The organism is Paenibacillus sp. sgz302190 (assembly GCF_059820445.1).
In genome coordinates this window covers 50,703-68,208 of the sequence record NZ_JBZYAO010000036.1, presented here as the reverse complement: position 1 = coordinate 68,208, position 17,506 = coordinate 50,703, and the positions used below count along the sequence as shown (strand labels likewise).

The window sequence follows — 17,506 nt, the reverse complement described above, 5'->3', positions numbered from 1 at the left end:
GGTTTTTGCCGGTTCGGCCAGGCTCGGACTGCCGGGCCTTTTTCGCAACACGCACTGCGCGGTGTTGCGCTGCTTGACAGCAGTCAGTCGACCACTTGCGGCCACTGACCCCACCCGCCCAGCGCGCGGTGTTGCGCCGCATGACGGCGGGTAGGTCAACCTCATGCGGCCACTGCACCGCTGCCCAGCGCGCGGTGTTGCGCCGCATGACGGCGGTCGGTCGATCTCATGCGGCCACTGTCCTGCCGCCCAGCGCGCGGTGTTGCGCCGCATCACGGCGGGTAAGTCGACCTCATGCGGCTACTGCACCGCTGCCCAGCGCGCGGTGCTGCACCGCATCACGGCGGTCGGTCGACCACACGCAGCACTACTCCGCGGCGCAGCGCCACAACCCGCGCCGGGAGAGCGCGTCTGTTCCTCTTCGGCCGGCGTCGGCAAAAAGGAGGGGTCTCCCCCCTGTCTCCCCCCGATCACCCCAAAAAGTTCTTTTTCATAAATAAAAGGCAGCCGCAGCCGCCTCTTTTTCCTTGATCATTCGATTATCGTTACCGCTCAACCGCTACGTTCAGCTTGGACAGCGCACCGGAAGCGGCTTGCTGTTCGGCCTCTTTCTTGGAACGGCCGGCTCCCGTGCCGAGCAGTTCCTCGTCCATATACACCTCTGCGATGAATTCCCGCTCGTGCGCTGGTCCGCGCTCATCTACGATCCGGTATTCCAGAGAGCCCAGGTTATGGTGCTGGGTATGCTCTTGAAGCTGCGTTTTGTAGTCGATGACCAGCAATTTGCCGACATTCGATATTTTGGCAAAAACGTGCTTCTTGAGGAAGTTTTTCACGCTGTCAAGCCCTTGATCCAGGTACAAAGCCCCGATGAAAGACTCGAACACGTCGGCGAGCAGCGCCGGGCGGGATCGGCCGCCGGTCAGCTCCTCCCCTTTGCCCAGCAGGACGAAGGCGCCGAAGTCGAGATTCTCGGCAAACGTGACGAGCGAAGGCTCGCATACGATCGAAGCCCGCAGCTTCGTCAACTCGCCTTCCGAACGTCCCGGATATGTATCGTATAAAAATTCCGAAACAGTCAGTTCCAGAACGGCATCTCCCAAAAACTCCAGGCGCTCGTTATCCTTATGTCCGGCGATCCGGTGCTCGTTGACGTACGAAGAATGCGTGAAAGCCTGCCTCAACAGCTCCGGCCTCCGAAACGTGATGCCGATTCGATTTTGCAGTTCTTTAACATCCCGGTTCATTGCTTTGTTCACCGCCCAGAGAGAATGATATGTGCATTATCTTTCTTCGCAGGAAGGCAATTTATGCTTCAAACCTTTTCAGAATGATCGTCGCATTGTGTCCCCCGAAGCCAAACGAATTCGACATCGCGATGTCCACTTTCGTTGTCCGGGCTACGTTCGGCACATAGTCAAGGTCGCATTCCGGGTCTTGATTGTCGATATTGATCGTCGGCGCAATCGTGTTATTCGCGATCGTCAAGCCGCATATAACGGCTTCTACGCCGCCCGCAGCCCCGAGCAGATGGCCTGTCATCGATTTGGTCGAGCTGACGGCCACTTTGTATGCGTGCTCGCCGAGCGCTTTTTTAATTGCGGTCGTTTCGGATTTGTCGCCTACCGGCGTCGAAGTTCCGTGCGCATTGATGTAGGAGATCGCTTCCGGCGCGATGCCCGCATCTTTGATCGCTTTGGCCATGCAGCGGGCGGCTCCGTCCGGATCCGGATCGGTCATATGGTAAGCGTCCCCGCTCATGCCGTATCCGATCACTTCCGCATAGATGCGCGCTCCGCGCTTTTGCGCGTGCTCCAGCGATTCGATGATAAGAACGCCTGCGCCTTCGCCCATCACGAACCCGTCACGATCCGTATCGAACGGACGGCTCGCCTTTTGCGGCTCCTCGTTGCGTGTCGACATGGCGCGCAGCGCGCAGAAACCGGCTACGCCGATCGGCGTAATGGTCGCTTCGGCGCCGCCGCAGATCATCACGTCCGCGTCGCCGCGCTGAATCATTTTAAAGGAGTCGCCGATCGAGTGCGTGCCCGTTGCACAAGCCGTAACGGCCGTGCTGTTCGGTCCTTTGGCGCCGGTGATCATCGAGATTTGGCCGGAGGCCATATTCGCGATCATCATCGGAATAAAGAACGGGCTGACGCGTTTCGGACCTTTTTCAAGCAAAGTGCGGTGCTGCTCTTCCCAAGTGTTCAAACCGCCGATTCCCGAGCCTACGGAGACTCCCACGCGTTCGGGGTCGGTATCTTCTTTCACGTTCAGGTTAGCGTCTTTAAGCGCGTTGATCGAACCCGCAACGGCAAACTGCACGAAACGGTCCATGCGGCGGGCTTCTTTGCGATCCACATACTGCTCGATATCAAAGTCTTTGACCTCGGCAGCGATGCGGGTAGAGTATTCGCTTACATCGAAATTTTCGATCATGCTCACTCCGGACTTGCCCGACGTCAAATTCGCCCAAAACGTTTCCAAATCTTGACCAAGGGCCGTAACTACGCCCATACCAGTAATAACGACTCTGTTCATTGCACTACCACCTCTATATAAGAAAGCATTGTTTGTTAGTGAAGATGGAGAGAAGTCCCGTCTTGCTAAGAAAACGGGACTTGTAAGATTTTACGTATGAGATTTTATGTAATTCACAACTTCTCCTACAGTAGTAATCTTCTCGGCATCTTCGTCGGAAATTTCCAAATCGAATTCATCTTCTAGTTCCATTACCAATTCTACTACATCGAGAGAATCAGCACCTAAATCTTCTTTGAAAGATGCTTCGAGGGTGACTTCAGCCTCATCTACCCCTAGACGATCGACTACAATTCGTTTCACACGATCCAATACGTCGGACATCCGGTTCACCTCCTCCTTGGTATTATACGAGAAACTTGGACAGATTGCCAGTAGGCAATTTTGCAGTTTCCGTGGGGGCCTGTCTTACATGTACATGCCGCCGTCCACATGCAGGGTTTGGCCCGTCATGTAGGAAGCGTCGTCGGAAGCCAGGAAGCGCACGGCTTTGGCGATTTCTTCCGGCTGCCCCAGACGCGCCAGCGGGATTTGCGCGAGCATGCTCTCGCGCAGCTCGGCGGACAGCTTGTCGGTCATATCGGTCTCGATAAAGCCCGGCGCCACCGCGTTGACGGTAATGCCGCGGGAGGAAAGCTCTCTCGCCGTCGCTTTGGTGAGGCCGATGACTCCCGCTTTGGCCGCCGCATAGTTAGCTTGCCCCGGATTGCCGAGCACGCCAACTACGGAAGATATATTGATGATCCGACCGGAACGCTGCTTCATCATCGGGCGCGTCACTGCCTTGATGCAGTTGAAGACGCCTTTGAGATTGGTAGCGATAACCTGATCGAATTCTTCTTCCTTCATTCTCATGATTAAATTGTCTCTCGTTATCCCGGCATTATTCACCAGGATGTCGATTTTGCCAAAAGCCTCCAGCGTTTGCTTGATCAAATCCTCGGCTTCCTGGCTGCCGCTCACATCGGCGCGAAGCTTGACGGCTTTGCGCCCCATCGCTTCGATCAAGGCAACGACTTCCTGCGCCGCCTGCTCGCTGCCGGCATAATTGACGGCCACATCTGCGCCCGATTCGGCCAAATGCAGAGCGATCGCACGGCCGATCCCTCTTGAAGCGCCCGTAACAAGCGCAACTTTACCCGTTAGCATATGTAATGCTGACCTCCTTCGTTCTGACGCATGAACTTGACTTTCCGCTTACACGTGAACTTCCTGCACATATTTCTCCAGCGCTTCCAGGCTGCCGATCGATACGGCTTTCACGCTGCGGTCCACCTTCTTGATCAGTCCGGCGAGCACTGTCCCCGAGCCGAGCTCAATGAACGTATCGACGCCTTGGCCGATCAGATATTGGACCGTATCCTCCCATAGAACCGGGGAGTATACCTGCTCTGCGAGCAGCCCGCGGATTTCATCGGGCTGCACGGCCGGCCGCGCCGTGACGTTGGCCACGACAGGCACGGCCGCTTTGCTCATCGGCACGCGCGCGAGCATCTCGGCGAGGCGCTCGGACGCCGGCTTCATGAGCGAAGAGTGGAAGGGCCCGCTCACCTCGAGCGGTATGACGCGCTTCGCGCCGGCTTCCTTGCCGCGCTCCGCGACCGCGGCGACGCCTTCCCTACTGCCCGAGACGACGATCTGTCCCGGGCAGTTCACATTGGCGAGCTCCACGACGGAGCCGCCGCCGCTGATGGCCGTGCACAGCTCCGCCAGCGCTTCGCGCTCGGCTCCCAGCACGGCCGCCATTGCGCCCAGGCCGCCGGGGACGGCCTGCTCCATGAACTCGCCGCGGGCCCGCACGGTGCGGACCGCGTCTTCGAACGCGAGCACGCCTGCGGCGACGAGCGCGCTGTATTCGCCGAGACTATGTCCTGCGACATAGTCGGGGTTCACGCCCGCAGCCTTGAACGCTTCCAGACAAGCGATGCTTGTCGTCAGCAGCGCAGGCTGCGTGTGGTACGTGATCTTCAGTTCCTGCTCCGGCCCTTGAAAAATCAGGTCCGATAGCTTGAAGCCAAGCGCTTCGTCCGCCCGGTCAAAATATGTCTTCGCGGCCGCATGGTTCTGATACAAATCGCTGCCCATGCCCACGGTTTGAGAGCCTTGTCCCGGAAAAACAAACGCTATTTTACCCATATAAAAAGGTTCCTCGCTCTCAATCAATATCGGCCCAATGCCAAACCTTCTACCAGACCAGCGCGGATGCGCCCCAGGTCAAACCTCCGCCGAAGCCGACGAGGATCAGGCGGTCTCCTTCTTTTGCTCTGCCCTGCTCCGCGGCTTCCGCGAGCGCCACCGGAATGGAGGCGGCCGACATATTGCCGTATTTGTCCAGGTTGATCATACATTTGTCTTCGCTGAGTTCAAGCTTGCTCAGCGAAGACTGGATGATGCGCATGTTCGCCTGATGCGGCACGAGCAGATCGATGTCGCTCTTGTCCCATCCCGCTTTGCGCAGCGCTTCGTCGGCGGCGTTGCCCATAATCCGCACGGCAAATTTAAACACTTCCGCGCCGGCCATGTAAATGTAATGCAGACGCTCGTCCAGCGACTCCTTGGAAGCCGGGCGCCGCGATCCGCCTCCGGCGATTTTCAGAAGCTCGCCTCCGGAACCGTCGGCTCCCAATTCGAACGATTTGAAGCCTCTTCCCTCCGGCACTTCGCCGATCACGACCGCCCCGGCTCCGTCGCCGAACAAGATGCACGTATTGCGGTCCGTATAATCCGTAATTCTCGACAGGCAGTCCGCTCCGATGATGAGCGCATATTTGTACGCGCCTGTGGCGATGAAATTGGACGCATTCGCCAATCCGTATATAAAGCCCGAACATGCGGCGGACAGATCGAATGCCGCCGCTTTTTTAGCGCGGAGCCGTTCCTGCAGCACGCAGGCGGTCGAAGGAAACGCCATGTCCGGCGTAATCGTCGCCACGATAATTAAATCGAGCTGGTCGGGGGTAATGCCCGCATTGTTCAGGGCGATGAGCGAAGCCTCGTACGCCAGATCGGACGTAGCTTGTGCGGCATCGGCGATTCTTCTCTCGCGGATTCCCGTTCTGGTGACAATCCATTCATCGTTCGTTTCGACCATCGTCTCCAGCTCTTGATTCGTCAATATCCGATCCGGCACATATTTCCCCGCGCCGAGCACTCCAACCGGTATTAAATTCATGTCGTTCCTCTCACTTCCCGTGACTGATTTCCGTTGATATGGCCCCTACCAGATCGTTTTGCAGCGCCACTCTCGCCTGGCGGACCGCATTTTTGATCGCATTGGCGTCGGACGAGCCGTGGCATTTGAGCACCAAGCCCTGGATGCCGAGCAGCGGGCCGGCGCCGTGCTCTTTATAATCGAATTGCTTTCTGAATTTCATAATGCCGGGTTTTAAAATAGCCGCCGCCAGCTTGGAATACCACGTCCGCGTAAATTCCGTCCTCAGCACCGAGAAAAATACCGATGCGGCGCCTTCCAGCGACTTCAGCATAATATTGCCGGCGAAGCCGTCGCAGACCAGCACGTCGCATTCGGCCCTGAGCACGTCGCGCGACTCCACGTTGCCGACAAAATGAATCGGGGCCTGCTCCAGCAGCGGATAGGCCGCTTTCGTCAACTCGTTGCCTTTCATCGCTTCCGTGCCGACATTGAGCAGCCCGACCCGCGGTTTCGCAATGCCATGGACCTTGTTGCGGTAAATGCTGCCCATGATGGCGTATTGGGACAAATGCTCGGCCGTAGCGTCCATATTGGCGCCGAGATCGAGTGCCAGCAGGCCTTTGCCGTTAATGGTCGGAATCATCGGGGCAAGCGCCGGGCGCTCGATTCCGGCAATTCTGCCGATGATGAGCAGCCCTGTCGTCATGAGCGCCCCTGTATTGCCTGCGGATATCATCGCATCCGCTTCTTTTTCCCGGACCATCCGTCCGGCTACGACCATGGAGGAATCCTTTTTCCGCCGCACCGCCTTTACGGGCTCGTCGTCCGCTTCGATGATTTCCTCCGCGTGCCTGATCGTTACGTTGGCCGGCTTCTCTTGCAAAAACGCTTCTATGGCTGCGGTATTGCCGACCAGAATGATTTCTGCGTCACTCCATTCTTTTGCCGCTTCCAGCGCACCTTCCACTACGTCCTTGGGGGCATTGTCGCCGCCCATGGCGTCAATCGCTATCCGCATGCAGCTTGTCCTCCTCTTGAGATGCTTGATTGTTAGGCTGTTCTTTTTTCGAATGAAAGATGACAAAATTGCCCTGAAATACGGCCTCTTCCCCTACGTAGGAAATGACTTCGACCCGGGCCTTCCCTCTGGAAACCGATCTGACATACGCTTTCGCGATACATTTCTCCCCAAGCTTAACCGGGCGGATAAACCGGATGTCCGCCGATGCGGTCAGCGCGATCGGATCGTTGATGACGGCAACCGCAAGCGAGTTGGCTTGGGAAAAAATATGATGCCCCCTGGCAATTTTCGTTCTGGAAAAAATGTGTTCCTCTTTAATTTCAAATATCGAGATACCGCTTTGATCCAGCTGAATATCGATAACTTCGCCAATGACTTCGTCCAGAGACAGCGAACGCACCTGATCGTACGTCTTTACGGCCATGTGCTTCATCCGTTCCCGCAGTTCGGGAATGCCCAGCTCCAACCGGTCCAATCGGACGGTCTGAATGCTGACCTGAAATTTGCGCATCAGCTCTTCGTCGGTCATAAAAGGGTTCGCTTCGATCTCTTGCAGCAGCTGTTGCTGCCTTTGCCGTTTAGGAAGGCGTTCGATGACGAGCACCACCTTATCATTTGAGAGTTGCATTATAGCTCATCTTATTACCAGATACTAAATTGTAGTATATTAAATTTAAGAACAAAAAGAAAGCAAAAAAAATAGCACCTCACACGAAGATGAAGTACTATATTGGCTTGCTTATGCTTTTACGATCTCTCTTCCTTTGTAAGAACCACAAGTTTTGCAAACGCGGTGCGCCAGCTTGAGCTCTCCGCATTGGTCGCATTTTACCATTCCTGGAACTTCCAATTTAAAGTGAGTACGGCGCTTATCGCGACGAGTTTTGGACGTTCTTCTTTGAGGTACTGCCATATTCCCACCTCCTTAAGAGAATTTCATTCCGCTATTCTTTGTTGAAAAAGTCCGCGAGACCTGCAAGCCTTGGATCTGTTGTGTCCTGCTTGCAGCCGCAATCGTGCAGATTGCGGTTCCCTCCGCACACGGGGCAGAGACCTTTACACGCTTCGTCACAAAGTGGTATGTAAGGTAAACCGACCACTACATTTTCGACCACGTAAGGCTCCAAATCGATTTTATCTTCAGTTACCAGATGAATATCCTCGTTGTCGTTGGCGTCTTCATCCAGCTTCTGCGTGAAAACTTCCCGGAAAGGAAGCTCGATTGTTTGCTTGACGTGCGATAAGCATCGTGAACAGCTTAACTCCAAATCCATCGTTAACGTACCGTTAACTTTAGCCGCCCCTCCTTCATGCACTGCATGAAGATCGACATGCACGGGACTGTAGCGAAGGATATCTTGCCGGCCTTGAAAAGCCGCGGCCAGATTCATATCTTCCGTTAAATGAACCGGTTGTCCTTTGAGAGCAAGATCTTTCAAGTAAATCTGCATGATTATCACCCCAAACAAACAAAGATTATTATATCCAGTATATTCGTCATTTGTCAACTAATCGGCGCACAATTTCTTTGCGGGCCGATGTTATTTGGCCGGCAAGTCGTTCAAAAACTTCAAGGCATCGTCCATCGTGGCAATTTCGACTACCTTCATTTTGGAATGAATTTGTTTGGCTCTTTCCACCGCATCGGTATAGTTTTGAATCTTGGTGCCGTCCTTAAAGGTCACGTCTTTCGGCGCGAAAAAATATTCCGCCCCCTGCTTGTCGGCAGCAATAATTTTGTGCTGAATGCCGCCGATCGGCCCCACAGTGCCGTCGGCATCGATCGTCCCCGTCCCGGCGATGCGGTGGCCCTTGGTAATGTCGCCTTGGACAAGCTGGTTATAAATTTCGAGCGAGAACATCAGACCGGCGGAGGGACCGCCGATTTCCCCGGCTTTAATCGTAACCTGCTGCTGTGCGTTGTCCGCTTTTACGGACTGCATATCGGCCGGCACTACGCCGATGCCGGCCCGCTGCTCTTGGCCTGACCCTTCCTGCTTGGGCAGCAGTCCGAGCGCGAGCGTCTGCTTCTGTTCGACCTGGTTTCTTTTAAATGTGATGTCGATTGTCTCGCCGGCTTTTTTTCCCTTCAGCGTGTCCAGTAAATCCTGAGCCGCCTTGATGTCCGTATCGCCTGCTTTCAGCAGCACATCGCCCGCTTTCAGCACTTTTTCACCGGACAAGCCGGGAAGCGTCTGAAGCACCATCACGCCTTCGTGGCTGATATGATAAGGGACGCCCGCTTTCATGTAAGCCGCTTGCATGGCGCTGGCCTGCGAGGTCAGCATGACGTATTCCTGCCGCTGCGTGTATTCCTGCTCGGACTCCCCATTGCGGTAAACGCTCGATTTGGGCTGAATCTCTTCATAACGATTGAGCAATGCGACCACATAATTCACTACGTTGGCGTCCGCGACCCGCACGGTCGTCAGCATGAGCGTCCCTTTCTCGGGATCCGCGCCCTTTGCGACGGTCACCATCGGTCTGATATTCTCAGCCGTTCCGGGCATAAAAATAAAATACGGCAGCGAAACGAAGAAAAGAAGATAAATAATCACAACACCCACCAGAATGGAAACCAGGTAACGTCTGATTCCCCCGCTTCCCGGGTGACGGTAAGAATTGTTAGACCATGTACGGATGCCGTTTTCTTCCTTGTCGTCCATACTGCTTTCCCTCCGTTTGATGATGTCGTTCAGGCCTTCCGTTGCGGACGGCGTTCGCAATGCTTGGTCTAAAGCTGCCGCTTGGCGCGTACACATGTAGCATATTTAAAGGACGAGGTGATTCCATGCAGCGTTTGAACAGACGAACCGGCAGCAGGCTTACCACGGCGCTGCTCGGGGCCTTGGCTGCGGTCGTCGTCATATCGATCATTTTATTCCCGGATCAGGCTTTTCAATCCTCGCTCGCCGGGCTTTCCATTTGGTGGAAGCTGGTATTTCCGGCGCTTATGCCCTTTTTTATTATGACGGAACTGCTGATCGGGTTCGGCGTCATTCAAGGAATCGGCACCTTGCTCACCCCGCTGATGCGGCTGCTCTTTCGCCTTCCCGGAGTGAGCGGCTGGGCGCTGGCATCGGGTCTCATAGTAGGTTTTCCTGCCGGTGCCAAAATTACCGCAACGCTGCGGGAAAAAAATTTGCTTTCCCGTTCCGAAGCGGAGCGTCTGAACGCCTTGTCCCACCTCTGCAGCCCGCTTTTTCTAATAACGGTCGTCGGCGTCGGCTTCCTTCACAGCGCCAGACTAGGGTTCCTTCTCGCTGTCATCCATTACTTGTCGGCAATCCTTGCAGGGCTGCTGTGGCGAAACCGCGGCGGACACAAGCAGACGCAGGAGAGCCCGCCCCTCTCCAAAGAGCACAAACAGCCCTCGATGCATAACGGGGCTTCCATCTGGAAACGTTCGGCGCAGAGCATGCGCGAAGCCTATTTGCACGATGGGCGCGCCTTCGGCAAGCTGCTCGGCGATTCGGTCACTTCCTCCGTCCAGGCGCTCATGCTGATCGGCGGGTACATGATGATTTTCTCCGTATTGATCAACGTCATCACCATTACGCACCTAATAGAAGGCGTGCGCTTCGTTATTGGCGCCGCCGCGGCTATCGCCAGGCTCGATACGGATATTGCTCCGCAATGGATCAAAGCCTTGTTTGAAATTCATCTTGGCGCTTACGCCTTCAGCCAGACGCAGCAGCTAGCGCTCCCGTGGCAAATGGCCTTGCTCAGCGCGTTTTTGGGCTGGGGAGGATTGTCGGCCCATGCGCAGGCAGCCGGATTTCATCAGAAAACCGACGTGCGCTACTTCCCCTTTTTCCTGGCCCGCTCCTTGCACGGCACACTTGCGTTCGTACTGACGTTCGCGCTGTGGAAGCCGCTTCAGCCGCTGCTGGAACAAGCCGAGCCCAGCTTTTTATGGCTGAATGCAGCCCCGGCCGCCAGCTTTGCAAGCCCCTTCCCTTTCGCGGGCGAACGGGTATGGGCGCTGTGGGCAGCGGTGTCCGCGCAGCTGATTGTGCTGCTGGGGGCGATGCTGCTGCTTTCGCTGTCCATCCGCACATGGCAAAACATGAATTCCCGCTGACATACGGCGGGATTCGTTCATATCGCCGGAAATTTAATCTTCAACGCTTCTTCTACCTCCGGCGGAACCAAATCTCCGACCGGACCGTTGAATCTGGCGATCTCTTTGACGATACTGGAGCTTAAATACGAATATTTCGGCTTGGACGTCATGAAAAACGTTTCGACATCTTCATTTAATTTGTGGTTGGTCGAAGCCATTTGCAGCTCGTATTCAAAATCGGATACCGCTCTGAGCCCTCTGACGATGAGGTTCACATCTTTTTGTTTCATATAATTGATCAAAAGATCGCGGAAGCCGTCCACTTCCACATTCGGCAAATCTCTCGTTACCGTTTTGATAAGGTCCATCCGTTCTTCGATCGGAAACAGCGGATTTTTGGACGTGTTATTCAGCACCGCTACGATCAGTTTGTCGAACACTTTTGCCGCTCTATGTATAATATCAAGATGACCGTAAGTAACGGGATCGAAACTGCCCGGATACACCGCTATCGTAATGCCGTGTTCTTGCCTCTTCATGATGCTCATCTCTCCTTCATTTGTCTACGAGGTCCGGCTGTATATCGTCACAGCCGTATCGCCGTATTCCGCCCGGCGCTGCTGCTCCATGCCGCCTATCGTCTCGGCCAGCACATCCTCCGCATCATGTTCGACCACGATAGCCGCCTGCAATGCCAGCAGCCCCTGATCTTCCATCGCCGTGATCAGTTCGGCAATCGCCTTCATTTTGTAAGGCGGATCGAGAAAAACCAATTCAAACTGCCGTTCTCTTTTCGCCAGCGCCTTCAGCGCGCGGACGGCATCGTTGCGGAATACTTCCGCCTGCTCCTTCAGTCCGGCCGCCTGCAAATTGTGAAGCACCGTATCGACGCTTTTTTTCTCCACATCAATAAAAACCGCTCTGCTCATGCCGCGGCTTAAAGCTTCGATTCCCAAACCTCCCGTACCTGCAAACAGATCGAGCACCTGCCCGCCGTCAAAGTAAGGCCCGATCATGCTGAAGATCGCTTCCTTCACCTTGTCCGTCGTGGGCCTCGTGCTCAAGCCCGGTACGGCCTTTAGCGCCCTGCCTTTGGCGCTGCCTGAAATGACTCTCATGCTATCTTAGTTCCCCTTCTTGCCGGTTCATTTATGTTGCTATCGTACCACAACCTTCGGGCGGAAACAAAAAATTTGTCTGCATCATGTATAAATTTTCTTGAAAACGGTCATCCTTGAATTATCGACATCTGAGAATGTCGTAGACAACCGCGGAGAAGACTTACGTTTCCCCATAAGCTCTTCGTCCGGTTTCTCCTCTCCCATGAGGCGGTCATGCAAATGACCGCCGTTTATATTTTGCCCGGATATGAAAAAAACGCCTCCTCCACTTGCAAGAAGTGGGTTCGGGGGCGTTTTTCGATATCGGCACACGGCCGATACCCGGTGTTGAGGAGCTTAACCTGCTACGCTGCCGAAAACCTTACCAACAAAATGCTGTAGTAATAATAACCAACAGGATGAAGAGCACCAAAATTTCTACCGCTCTGTTTCTACGAATTCCATCTCCAACTCCAACTGCAACTGCCATATTCAAGCACTCCTTTCATGATAAATTCTTGTATTACACTGTTATTCTATGTAAATCGCGTTTTTTTGCTTGGACAAGAGCGTGAATTGTCATATAAAAAAATACCCGCCTTTTTGGCGGGAAAAAACATATATTTAAAGGGGGGTCTGAGACTAAATATACGCTCTGAATCTTAAAATAAGATGAATCTATTTTTAACATTTTATAAATATTCGGTAGTTTCAAAAGAAATGCCCGCGTCATTCCTGCGGCAGCCCGGACGCGATTCGAAGCTGATTGGCCAGCCAATGCAGGTAATCTTTTTGCTGCTGGTCGCTCGTTGCATGCCAAGCCGGAGAAATCCAGGTATTAATGACAGTCTGAGCTACGCCGGCATCCAGCGAAGCCGTTTGTTGAATAGCCATGCCTACTTTCCACCCCCCTGCATTTCCGTTGGATTCGTTCAAATCGACTGCAACTCCGTTGACGGTAACGTCATTTTGATATTGATAAATGCTGATTGAATCGAACTTCTGGCTGTAGCTCCACGCATAAGTTTGCATAAGCTTCTCTGTGACTCCGCGATTGCTCATCGCTTTAACGACCGAGTAAGAGCCGTATACCCCCAGTTCATAGCCGGTAATTTGCGCATCTGCCGCCCTCATATACGCCTCAATAGCGTCGAAGTCGGTGGAAGGAGCATCGTAATCGACCGCAAAATAGATCGTTGACCCGGTCGGCTGCTTGACTTCCTGCGCGTACTGCAAGGCGAGCTTTCCATCCTCGGTGCCTGCCGCCGCTCCTTCGCGGGCCCGGTTCCCGTAACGCTCGAAAAAAGAAACGATATAAAGGCCCGCATTCGTAATTTGCTGCGCCTCTTCCGGAGACAGCCGTTTCCATGAACCGGATTCCGCCAAATAACGGCCTGCGAACGTATAGCCCTGGCCGGCAAACAGCGGAGCCGTAGTCGAAGTCAAAGACGTTGCACAATCAAATCCTTTTCCCATCATTTTCACCTCCCCTTTATTCACATTATTCAGCGTTGGACAAACCCGAAGCGGACGGTTGCCCGGCAAGCGCAAAGCCGCCTATTCGCTGAAAACGCCCCATGAAATGGAAAATACCCATTCCCTAACGCTTCTCATTGTGATATTATGGGTCACAGAACATACGTTTGCCAAAATCCGGAGTTCTATCATGAAGGCGTTCGCCTGTTAAGCAGTCAGTCAGAAAAGGAAGGCGATCATTTGCGGGATCATAACATTTTCGAACAATTAAGAAACAAATATGCGGACGAAGACCGGGCTAAACTTCTGATGCTGCAATTGCGGACCATTATGGAGCAAAAGAAGAAAAGAAAATGGTACCATAAATTTACAGCCCAAGCAAAAACCAGACCGAAGAGCTGGCACGATGACTAGGAGGCTTTAAATGCGGCCATGCAAAAAAGCCCCATTGCTCAAATTGCAAGCAAAGAAGCTTTTTCAGGTGAAACGCCGCAGCGCCCCGGGCAGCCGGCAAAGCGCCTTAAAAGGCAGAAAACTTAAAAACGGTGGTCTGCCTGAAAATCTGGCCGGGAAGCAGTATTGTACTGGGGAAATTCGGATGATTCGGAGAATCCGGATAGTGTTGTGTCTCCAGACAGAGACCATCATGCTGTTTGTATCCTTTTCCCCCTTTGCCGATATCGCTTCCGTCAAGATAATTTCCCGTATAAAATTGAACGGCGGGCTGCGATGTATAGACATCCATCTTGCGGCCTGACTCCGGTTCGTAAACGGTGGCGGCAAGAGCAACGGGAAACGCGCTGCGATTTAGCACATAATTGAAATCATACCCGTGAGCATACCGTATCTGCGGATCGTCCGAATGCATCCGGGAACCGATGAACGCCGGCTTACGGAAATCGAGCGGCGTACCTACGACGCTTAGCACTTGCCCCGTTGGAATCAGATCGGGTCTGACAGGAGTAAACCGATCGGCATATAGCGTTACAATATGTCCCAGAACATCCCCATTGCCCGCACCCGCCAAATTGTAGTAATTGTGTTGAGTCAGATTCAATACCGTCTTTTTATCGGTCACTGCCGAAAAATCAATCCTCAACTCATTATTGTCGGTAAGTGTATATACAGCTTCTACTGCAAGATTCCCGGGAAAGCCCTCTTCGCCGTCTTTGCTCAAATAGCGTAGTGCGAGACCGCTCTCTCCGGCGCAGGTAATTTCCACAGGTAGCCACATCCGTTTATCGAATCCTCGCATGCCGCCGTGCAGCGTGTTGCGGCCATCGTTCACAGACAGTTGGTAGGTTATGCCGTCTAATGTGAAACGGCCGTTGGCGATACGGTTTCCATATCTTCCAATTAAAGCGCCGAAGTAGGGCTTATTGCCGGTTTTCAAATAGTCCTCCAGCGTCGCATAGCCAAGGACGACATCTTCAAAGCGTCCGTTCCGATCCGGCGCGGTGAGGGACGTCATAATGCCTCCGTACGTCATAATAGCGGCTCGCATGCCGCCCTTATTGGTTAAGGTATAGAGGTGTATGGGCTGACCGTCGAAAGTTGTGCCGTACATCTGCTTGACAATTCTACCAGAGGACCGATTTCCCTTGACTAGGCCTGGGAAATTCCTCCCTCGACACTTTTTCCAGCGGCGCCGTGTTGCCGTATACGGGCTCCGCTCCATGAGGCGATGCAGCCCAACGCACAGCGTTCGCTATAACCCGCAAGACCTCCTTGTTATAGTAGGTAGGATACTCTTCATGTCCCGGCCTGAAATAAAAAATTTTCCCAAGTCCGCGGGAATATGCACAACCGCTGCGGAATACCTCCCCGCCTTGGAACCAACTAATAAATACAAGCTCCTCGGGTGCGGGGATGTCGAAAAATTCTCCGTACATTTCCTCAGGCTGCAGCTCGATAAATTCGCCGATGCCTTCAACGATCGGATGGGCGGGGGCGACAACCCACAATCTTTCCCGCTCGGCGTCTGTCCTCCATTTCAGATCGCAGGTGGTCCCCATCAATTTTTGAAATATTTTCGAACGGTGCCCGGAATGCAGAACGACGAGTCCCATTCCCTGCAGTACTCTCGCCTGAATCCTGTCGACAATTTCATCGGATACCTTCTCGTGCGCCAAATGCCCCCACCAGATCAAAACATCCGTATGGTTCAACACCTCTTTCGTCAGCCCATGCTCCGGCTGATCCAAAGTTGCGGTGCGGATTCGGAATCCGTATGGCCCAATTCCTGCGGCAATCGCCTGATGTATCCCTTTTGGATAAATACGGGCGACGTGCGCCTCCGTTCTCTCATGAATAAATTCGTTCCAAATCGTTACATTTATCGTTTTGAAATCGAAATACGTCCCGTTTCCTATCCTGACATTCATCCTCTGCCCCTCCCTTATAGTGGCCAATATATTGCGAAATAACGTAATGAACATAGATATACGAAGCATATATTTTCATTGGAAAGGATGTGACCCTATTGAGGATATATGTTGCCGGCTCTGACGATACCCTCCTCAGAATCTCACAATCATTTCAGATCGGACTAGAGCAATTAACTTCCATAAATCCGCATATCGCCAATCCTGTCACGATCATTGCGGGGGAATATGTCAACCTCCCTTCCGGGCATACGGCGCCAACAACCGAAGATAGAATCTTCGCTTCTTTTTGCGCACCTGAATCTCCGGAAAAATTTCTTCCGGACTGGATTCCGCTCACTTCCGTGGAGCAGATGGCTGCTGTCGAATACGATGTCCTCATTGTCGGATCGGGCGCGGGAGGAGGAGCCGTCAATTGGAGATTGTGCGAACAGTGGGGGAACAACGGAAAACGGATCGGCATCCTGGAAAGAGGAAGCCTCTTTTTGCCCACCCACGTAGCTAACATAGCAACTATCGACGGAGACAGTTTCAGGCTGTATGCGCCTCCGCAAATAACCGCGTGGATCGGCAGAGATTTGCCGCAATATCCTGGCGGGAAATTGATATATGCTTTTGGCGGAAGAACCTTGTTATGGGGAGCAGTCTCCCCCCGCTTGCCGTCTTTCGAAATGGCAGACTGGCCGGTTTCTATCCGGGAAATGGAGCTGTATTATAATATCGCTGAGGAAGTCATGGGCATCACAACTTCTTATGCGAAAGATTCGTCGATTACGCAGGTGCTTCTGAAGAGGCTCCGTGAAAACGGCTATTACAATGCCGGCGATTTGCCGATTGCTACCGACCTAGCTCAGACCCAGTACGGAAAGCTTCATTCCAACGTTTTCTTCAGCTCGATCGTTTTCTATGCAAAAGCGTTGAGCCGTCGCCCTTTTGATCTGGCCGTTAATGCCTATGTCGCTGAAGTGATTGCGGACGGCGGAAAGGCAGCCGGCGTTCGGGTAATAACCCCGGATAAGAAATCCCATTTCATCAAGGCGAAAACCGTCGTTTTATCGGCAAGCACATTACAAACCCCGCGTATTTTGCTTAACTCCAAAATTCCGGGAAAAGCGATCGGCCGGTACCTCGTCAACCACTCCTACCTTATCGCAACCGCAAGCGTTAATACCAAGGGCTTTCCAGAACCTTTGGGAGCGCTGGGCATTATAGTCCCGGAGCAGCAGGATCGCCCCTATCAATTGCAGCTTCAAGGACCTGAGCAATTTTTCAACTATCAATACGAAAAAAAGCCGATTAAGGACGAGTGGGGAATCAGCTTCTACGGCGCTTCCGGCAGGGTGGAATCACGTTATGGAAACAGAGTCTTCCTTGACCCAAACAGGCGGGATGAATTCGGAATGCCGGATATTCAAGTTGAATTCTCGTATAGCGAGAAAGATAAAGCGATAATTCGTCAAATGTTTACCGCTATCCGGCACGCTTCCTCAGCCATGCAGTTGCGCTTGGCTGCGTTGAACGGTGTGCCCGACATTTGCTTGTGGCCCCCTGGGTTGGATAACCATGAGTCCGGAACTTGTCGGATGGGTGAAGACCCGAACACTTCGGCAACGAATCCATTCGGACAAATACACGGCATATCGGGTTTGTACGTAGCCGATAATAGCGTCCTGCCCTCAATCGGTGCTACCAATCCTACCTTGACAACCGTTGCCTTGGCGATTCGGACCGCCGATCATATCATGAGACAGCTTAAATAAT

General features: G+C 53.4%; 20 protein-coding genes. 3 read left to right on the top strand and 17 right to left on the bottom strand.

All coding sequences use genetic code 11. The features are described from left to right. Positions 1–545: 545 nt before the first annotated feature. From rnc to AC6RNO_RS28805, 11 genes are all read right to left on the bottom strand, one after another. Positions 546–1,247 carry a ribonuclease III gene (rnc, locus tag AC6RNO_RS28855; RefSeq protein ID WP_488437900.1) on the bottom strand — a complete coding sequence of 234 codons (702 nt, stop codon included), beginning with the start codon at positions 1,245–1,247 and terminating at the stop codon, positions 546–548. Positions 1,248–1,308: 61 nt separating this feature from the next. Further along, entirely contained in the window at positions 1,309–2,544 is a 1,236-nt protein-coding gene (gene fabF, locus AC6RNO_RS28850; protein ID WP_474686633.1) for a beta-ketoacyl-ACP synthase II, read from the bottom strand. 90 nt (positions 2,545–2,634) lie between these two features. Continuing rightward, on the bottom strand, positions 2,635–2,868 hold the full coding sequence (gene acpP / locus AC6RNO_RS28845) for an acyl carrier protein (protein ID WP_235121879.1): 234 nt from the start codon (positions 2,866–2,868) through the stop codon (positions 2,635–2,637). Positions 2,869–2,952: 84 nt separating this feature from the next. Then, complete coding sequence (gene fabG / locus AC6RNO_RS28840) at positions 2,953–3,693, bottom strand: 3-oxoacyl-[acyl-carrier-protein] reductase (protein ID WP_497107597.1); 741 nt, start codon at positions 3,691–3,693, stop codon at positions 2,953–2,955. A 48-nt stretch (positions 3,694–3,741) separates the two neighbouring features. Further along, complete coding sequence (gene fabD / locus AC6RNO_RS28835; RefSeq protein ID WP_497107596.1) at positions 3,742–4,680, bottom strand: ACP S-malonyltransferase; 939 nt, start codon at positions 4,678–4,680, stop codon at positions 3,742–3,744. A 49-nt stretch (positions 4,681–4,729) separates the two neighbouring features. Then, positions 4,730–5,716 carry a beta-ketoacyl-ACP synthase III gene (locus AC6RNO_RS28830; RefSeq protein ID WP_474686630.1) on the bottom strand — a complete coding sequence of 329 codons (987 nt, stop codon included), beginning with the start codon at positions 5,714–5,716 and terminating at the stop codon, positions 4,730–4,732. Positions 5,717–5,726: 10 nt separating this feature from the next. Next, positions 5,727–6,716: a phosphate acyltransferase PlsX gene (gene plsX, locus AC6RNO_RS28825; RefSeq protein ID WP_474686629.1), complete on the bottom strand. Its 990-nt coding sequence runs from the start codon at positions 6,714–6,716 to the stop codon at positions 5,727–5,729. Then, entirely contained in the window at positions 6,700–7,347 is a 648-nt protein-coding gene (fapR, locus tag AC6RNO_RS28820) for a transcription factor FapR (protein WP_497107595.1), read from the bottom strand. Before fapR ends, plsX begins: the two co-directional genes overlap by 17 nt. 111 nt (positions 7,348–7,458) lie before the next feature. Continuing rightward, positions 7,459–7,632, bottom strand: a complete 174-nt coding sequence (rpmF, locus tag AC6RNO_RS28815; RefSeq protein WP_235121874.1) for a 50S ribosomal protein L32 — start codon at positions 7,630–7,632, stop codon at positions 7,459–7,461. A gap of 31 nt (positions 7,633–7,663) precedes the next feature. Further along, positions 7,664–8,170, bottom strand: coding sequence for a YceD family protein (locus AC6RNO_RS28810; RefSeq protein WP_497107594.1), 507 nt, complete (start codon positions 8,168–8,170; stop codon positions 7,664–7,666). Between the two features lie 90 nt (positions 8,171–8,260). Then, on the bottom strand, positions 8,261–9,385 hold the full coding sequence (locus tag AC6RNO_RS28805) for a SepM family pheromone-processing serine protease (protein ID WP_474686626.1): 1,125 nt from the start codon (positions 9,383–9,385) through the stop codon (positions 8,261–8,263). Between the two features lie 125 nt (positions 9,386–9,510). Here AC6RNO_RS28805 and AC6RNO_RS28800 point away from each other — a divergent pair, with 125 nt between their 5' ends. Beyond that, positions 9,511–10,803 carry a nucleoside recognition domain-containing protein gene (locus AC6RNO_RS28800; protein WP_497107593.1) on the top strand — a complete coding sequence of 431 codons (1,293 nt, stop codon included), beginning with the start codon at positions 9,511–9,513 and terminating at the stop codon, positions 10,801–10,803. A 17-nt stretch (positions 10,804–10,820) separates the two neighbouring features. Here the strand turns inward: AC6RNO_RS28800 and coaD are convergent, their stop codons facing one another. The 4 genes from coaD to AC6RNO_RS28780 all read right to left on the bottom strand — a co-directional run bounded on the left by coaD (position 10,821) and on the right by AC6RNO_RS28780 (position 13,364). Continuing rightward, positions 10,821–11,324, bottom strand: a complete 504-nt coding sequence (coaD, locus tag AC6RNO_RS28795; RefSeq protein ID WP_497107592.1) for a pantetheine-phosphate adenylyltransferase — start codon at positions 11,322–11,324, stop codon at positions 10,821–10,823. 24 nt (positions 11,325–11,348) lie between these two features. After that, positions 11,349–11,903 (bottom strand): 16S rRNA (guanine(966)-N(2))-methyltransferase RsmD, encoded by a 555-nt coding sequence (gene rsmD / locus AC6RNO_RS28790; protein ID WP_497107591.1) that lies wholly within the window; start codon positions 11,901–11,903, stop codon positions 11,349–11,351. A 364-nt stretch (positions 11,904–12,267) separates the two neighbouring features. Next, on the bottom strand, positions 12,268–12,375 hold the full coding sequence (locus AC6RNO_RS28785) for a YjcZ family sporulation protein (RefSeq protein WP_497107590.1): 108 nt from the start codon (positions 12,373–12,375) through the stop codon (positions 12,268–12,270). A 239-nt stretch (positions 12,376–12,614) separates the two neighbouring features. Beyond that, entirely contained in the window at positions 12,615–13,364 is a 750-nt protein-coding gene (locus AC6RNO_RS28780) for a glycoside hydrolase domain-containing protein (protein ID WP_497107589.1), read from the bottom strand. 237 nt (positions 13,365–13,601) lie between these two features. Here AC6RNO_RS28780 and AC6RNO_RS28775 point away from each other — a divergent pair, with 237 nt between their 5' ends. Further along, positions 13,602–13,775, top strand: a complete 174-nt coding sequence (locus tag AC6RNO_RS28775) for a hypothetical protein (protein WP_497107588.1) — start codon at positions 13,602–13,604, stop codon at positions 13,773–13,775. Positions 13,776–13,881: 106 nt separating this feature from the next. Here the strand turns inward: AC6RNO_RS28775 and AC6RNO_RS28770 are convergent, their stop codons facing one another. Beyond that, a complete protein-coding gene (locus AC6RNO_RS28770; RefSeq protein ID WP_497107587.1) occupies positions 13,882–14,928 on the bottom strand; it encodes a galactose-1-epimerase in 1,047 nt (348 codons plus the stop codon). 13 nt (positions 14,929–14,941) lie between these two features. Continuing rightward, on the bottom strand, positions 14,942–15,745 hold the full coding sequence (locus AC6RNO_RS28765; protein WP_497107586.1) for a ThuA domain-containing protein: 804 nt from the start codon (positions 15,743–15,745) through the stop codon (positions 14,942–14,944). 89 nt (positions 15,746–15,834) lie between these two features. Between AC6RNO_RS28765 and AC6RNO_RS28760 the strand changes: the two genes are divergently transcribed. After that, a complete protein-coding gene (locus AC6RNO_RS28760) occupies positions 15,835–17,505 on the top strand; it encodes a GMC oxidoreductase (protein ID WP_497107585.1) in 1,671 nt (556 codons plus the stop codon). Position 17,506 lies beyond the last annotated feature (1 nt).

Bases quoted from the DNA above. Each gene is read 5' to 3' on its own strand.
- AC6RNO_RS28765 (WP_497107586.1), bottom strand. From the start codon at position 15,745: ATGAATGTCAGGATAGGAAACGGGACGTATTTCGATTTCAAAACGATA.
- plsX (WP_474686629.1), bottom strand. From the start codon at position 6,716: ATGCGGATAGCGATTGACGCCATGGGCGGCGACAATGCCCCCAAGGAC.
- AC6RNO_RS28830 (WP_474686630.1), bottom strand. From the start codon at position 5,716: ATGAATTTAATACCGGTTGGAGTGCTCGGCGCGGGGAAATATGTGCCG.
- AC6RNO_RS28770 (WP_497107587.1), bottom strand. From the start codon at position 14,928: ATGTACGGCACAACTTTCGACGGTCAGCCCATACACCTCTATACCTTA.
- coaD (WP_497107592.1), bottom strand. From the start codon at position 11,324: ATGAAGAGGCAAGAACACGGCATTACGATAGCGGTGTATCCGGGCAGT.
- acpP (WP_235121879.1), bottom strand. From the start codon at position 2,868: ATGTCCGACGTATTGGATCGTGTGAAACGAATTGTAGTCGATCGTCTA.
- rpmF (WP_235121874.1), bottom strand. From the start codon at position 7,632: ATGGCAGTACCTCAAAGAAGAACGTCCAAAACTCGTCGCGATAAGCGC.
- fabD (WP_497107596.1), bottom strand. From the start codon at position 4,680: ATGGGTAAAATAGCGTTTGTTTTTCCGGGACAAGGCTCTCAAACCGTG.
- rsmD (WP_497107591.1), bottom strand. From the start codon at position 11,903: ATGAGAGTCATTTCAGGCAGCGCCAAAGGCAGGGCGCTAAAGGCCGTA.
- fabF (WP_474686633.1), bottom strand. From the start codon at position 2,544: ATGAACAGAGTCGTTATTACTGGTATGGGCGTAGTTACGGCCCTTGGT.
- AC6RNO_RS28805 (WP_474686626.1), bottom strand. From the start codon at position 9,385: ATGGACGACAAGGAAGAAAACGGCATCCGTACATGGTCTAACAATTCT.
- AC6RNO_RS28810 (WP_497107594.1), bottom strand. From the start codon at position 8,170: ATGCAGATTTACTTGAAAGATCTTGCTCTCAAAGGACAACCGGTTCAT.
- AC6RNO_RS28780 (WP_497107589.1), bottom strand. From the start codon at position 13,364: ATGATGGGAAAAGGATTTGATTGTGCAACGTCTTTGACTTCGACTACG.
- fapR (WP_497107595.1), bottom strand. From the start codon at position 7,347: ATGCAACTCTCAAATGATAAGGTGGTGCTCGTCATCGAACGCCTTCCT.
- rnc (WP_488437900.1), bottom strand. From the start codon at position 1,247: ATGAACCGGGATGTTAAAGAACTGCAAAATCGAATCGGCATCACGTTT.
- AC6RNO_RS28785 (WP_497107590.1), bottom strand. From the start codon at position 12,375: ATGGCAGTTGCAGTTGGAGTTGGAGATGGAATTCGTAGAAACAGAGCG.
- fabG (WP_497107597.1), bottom strand. From the start codon at position 3,693: ATGCTAACGGGTAAAGTTGCGCTTGTTACGGGCGCTTCAAGAGGGATC.
- AC6RNO_RS28800 (WP_497107593.1), top strand. From the start codon at position 9,511: ATGCAGCGTTTGAACAGACGAACCGGCAGCAGGCTTACCACGGCGCTG.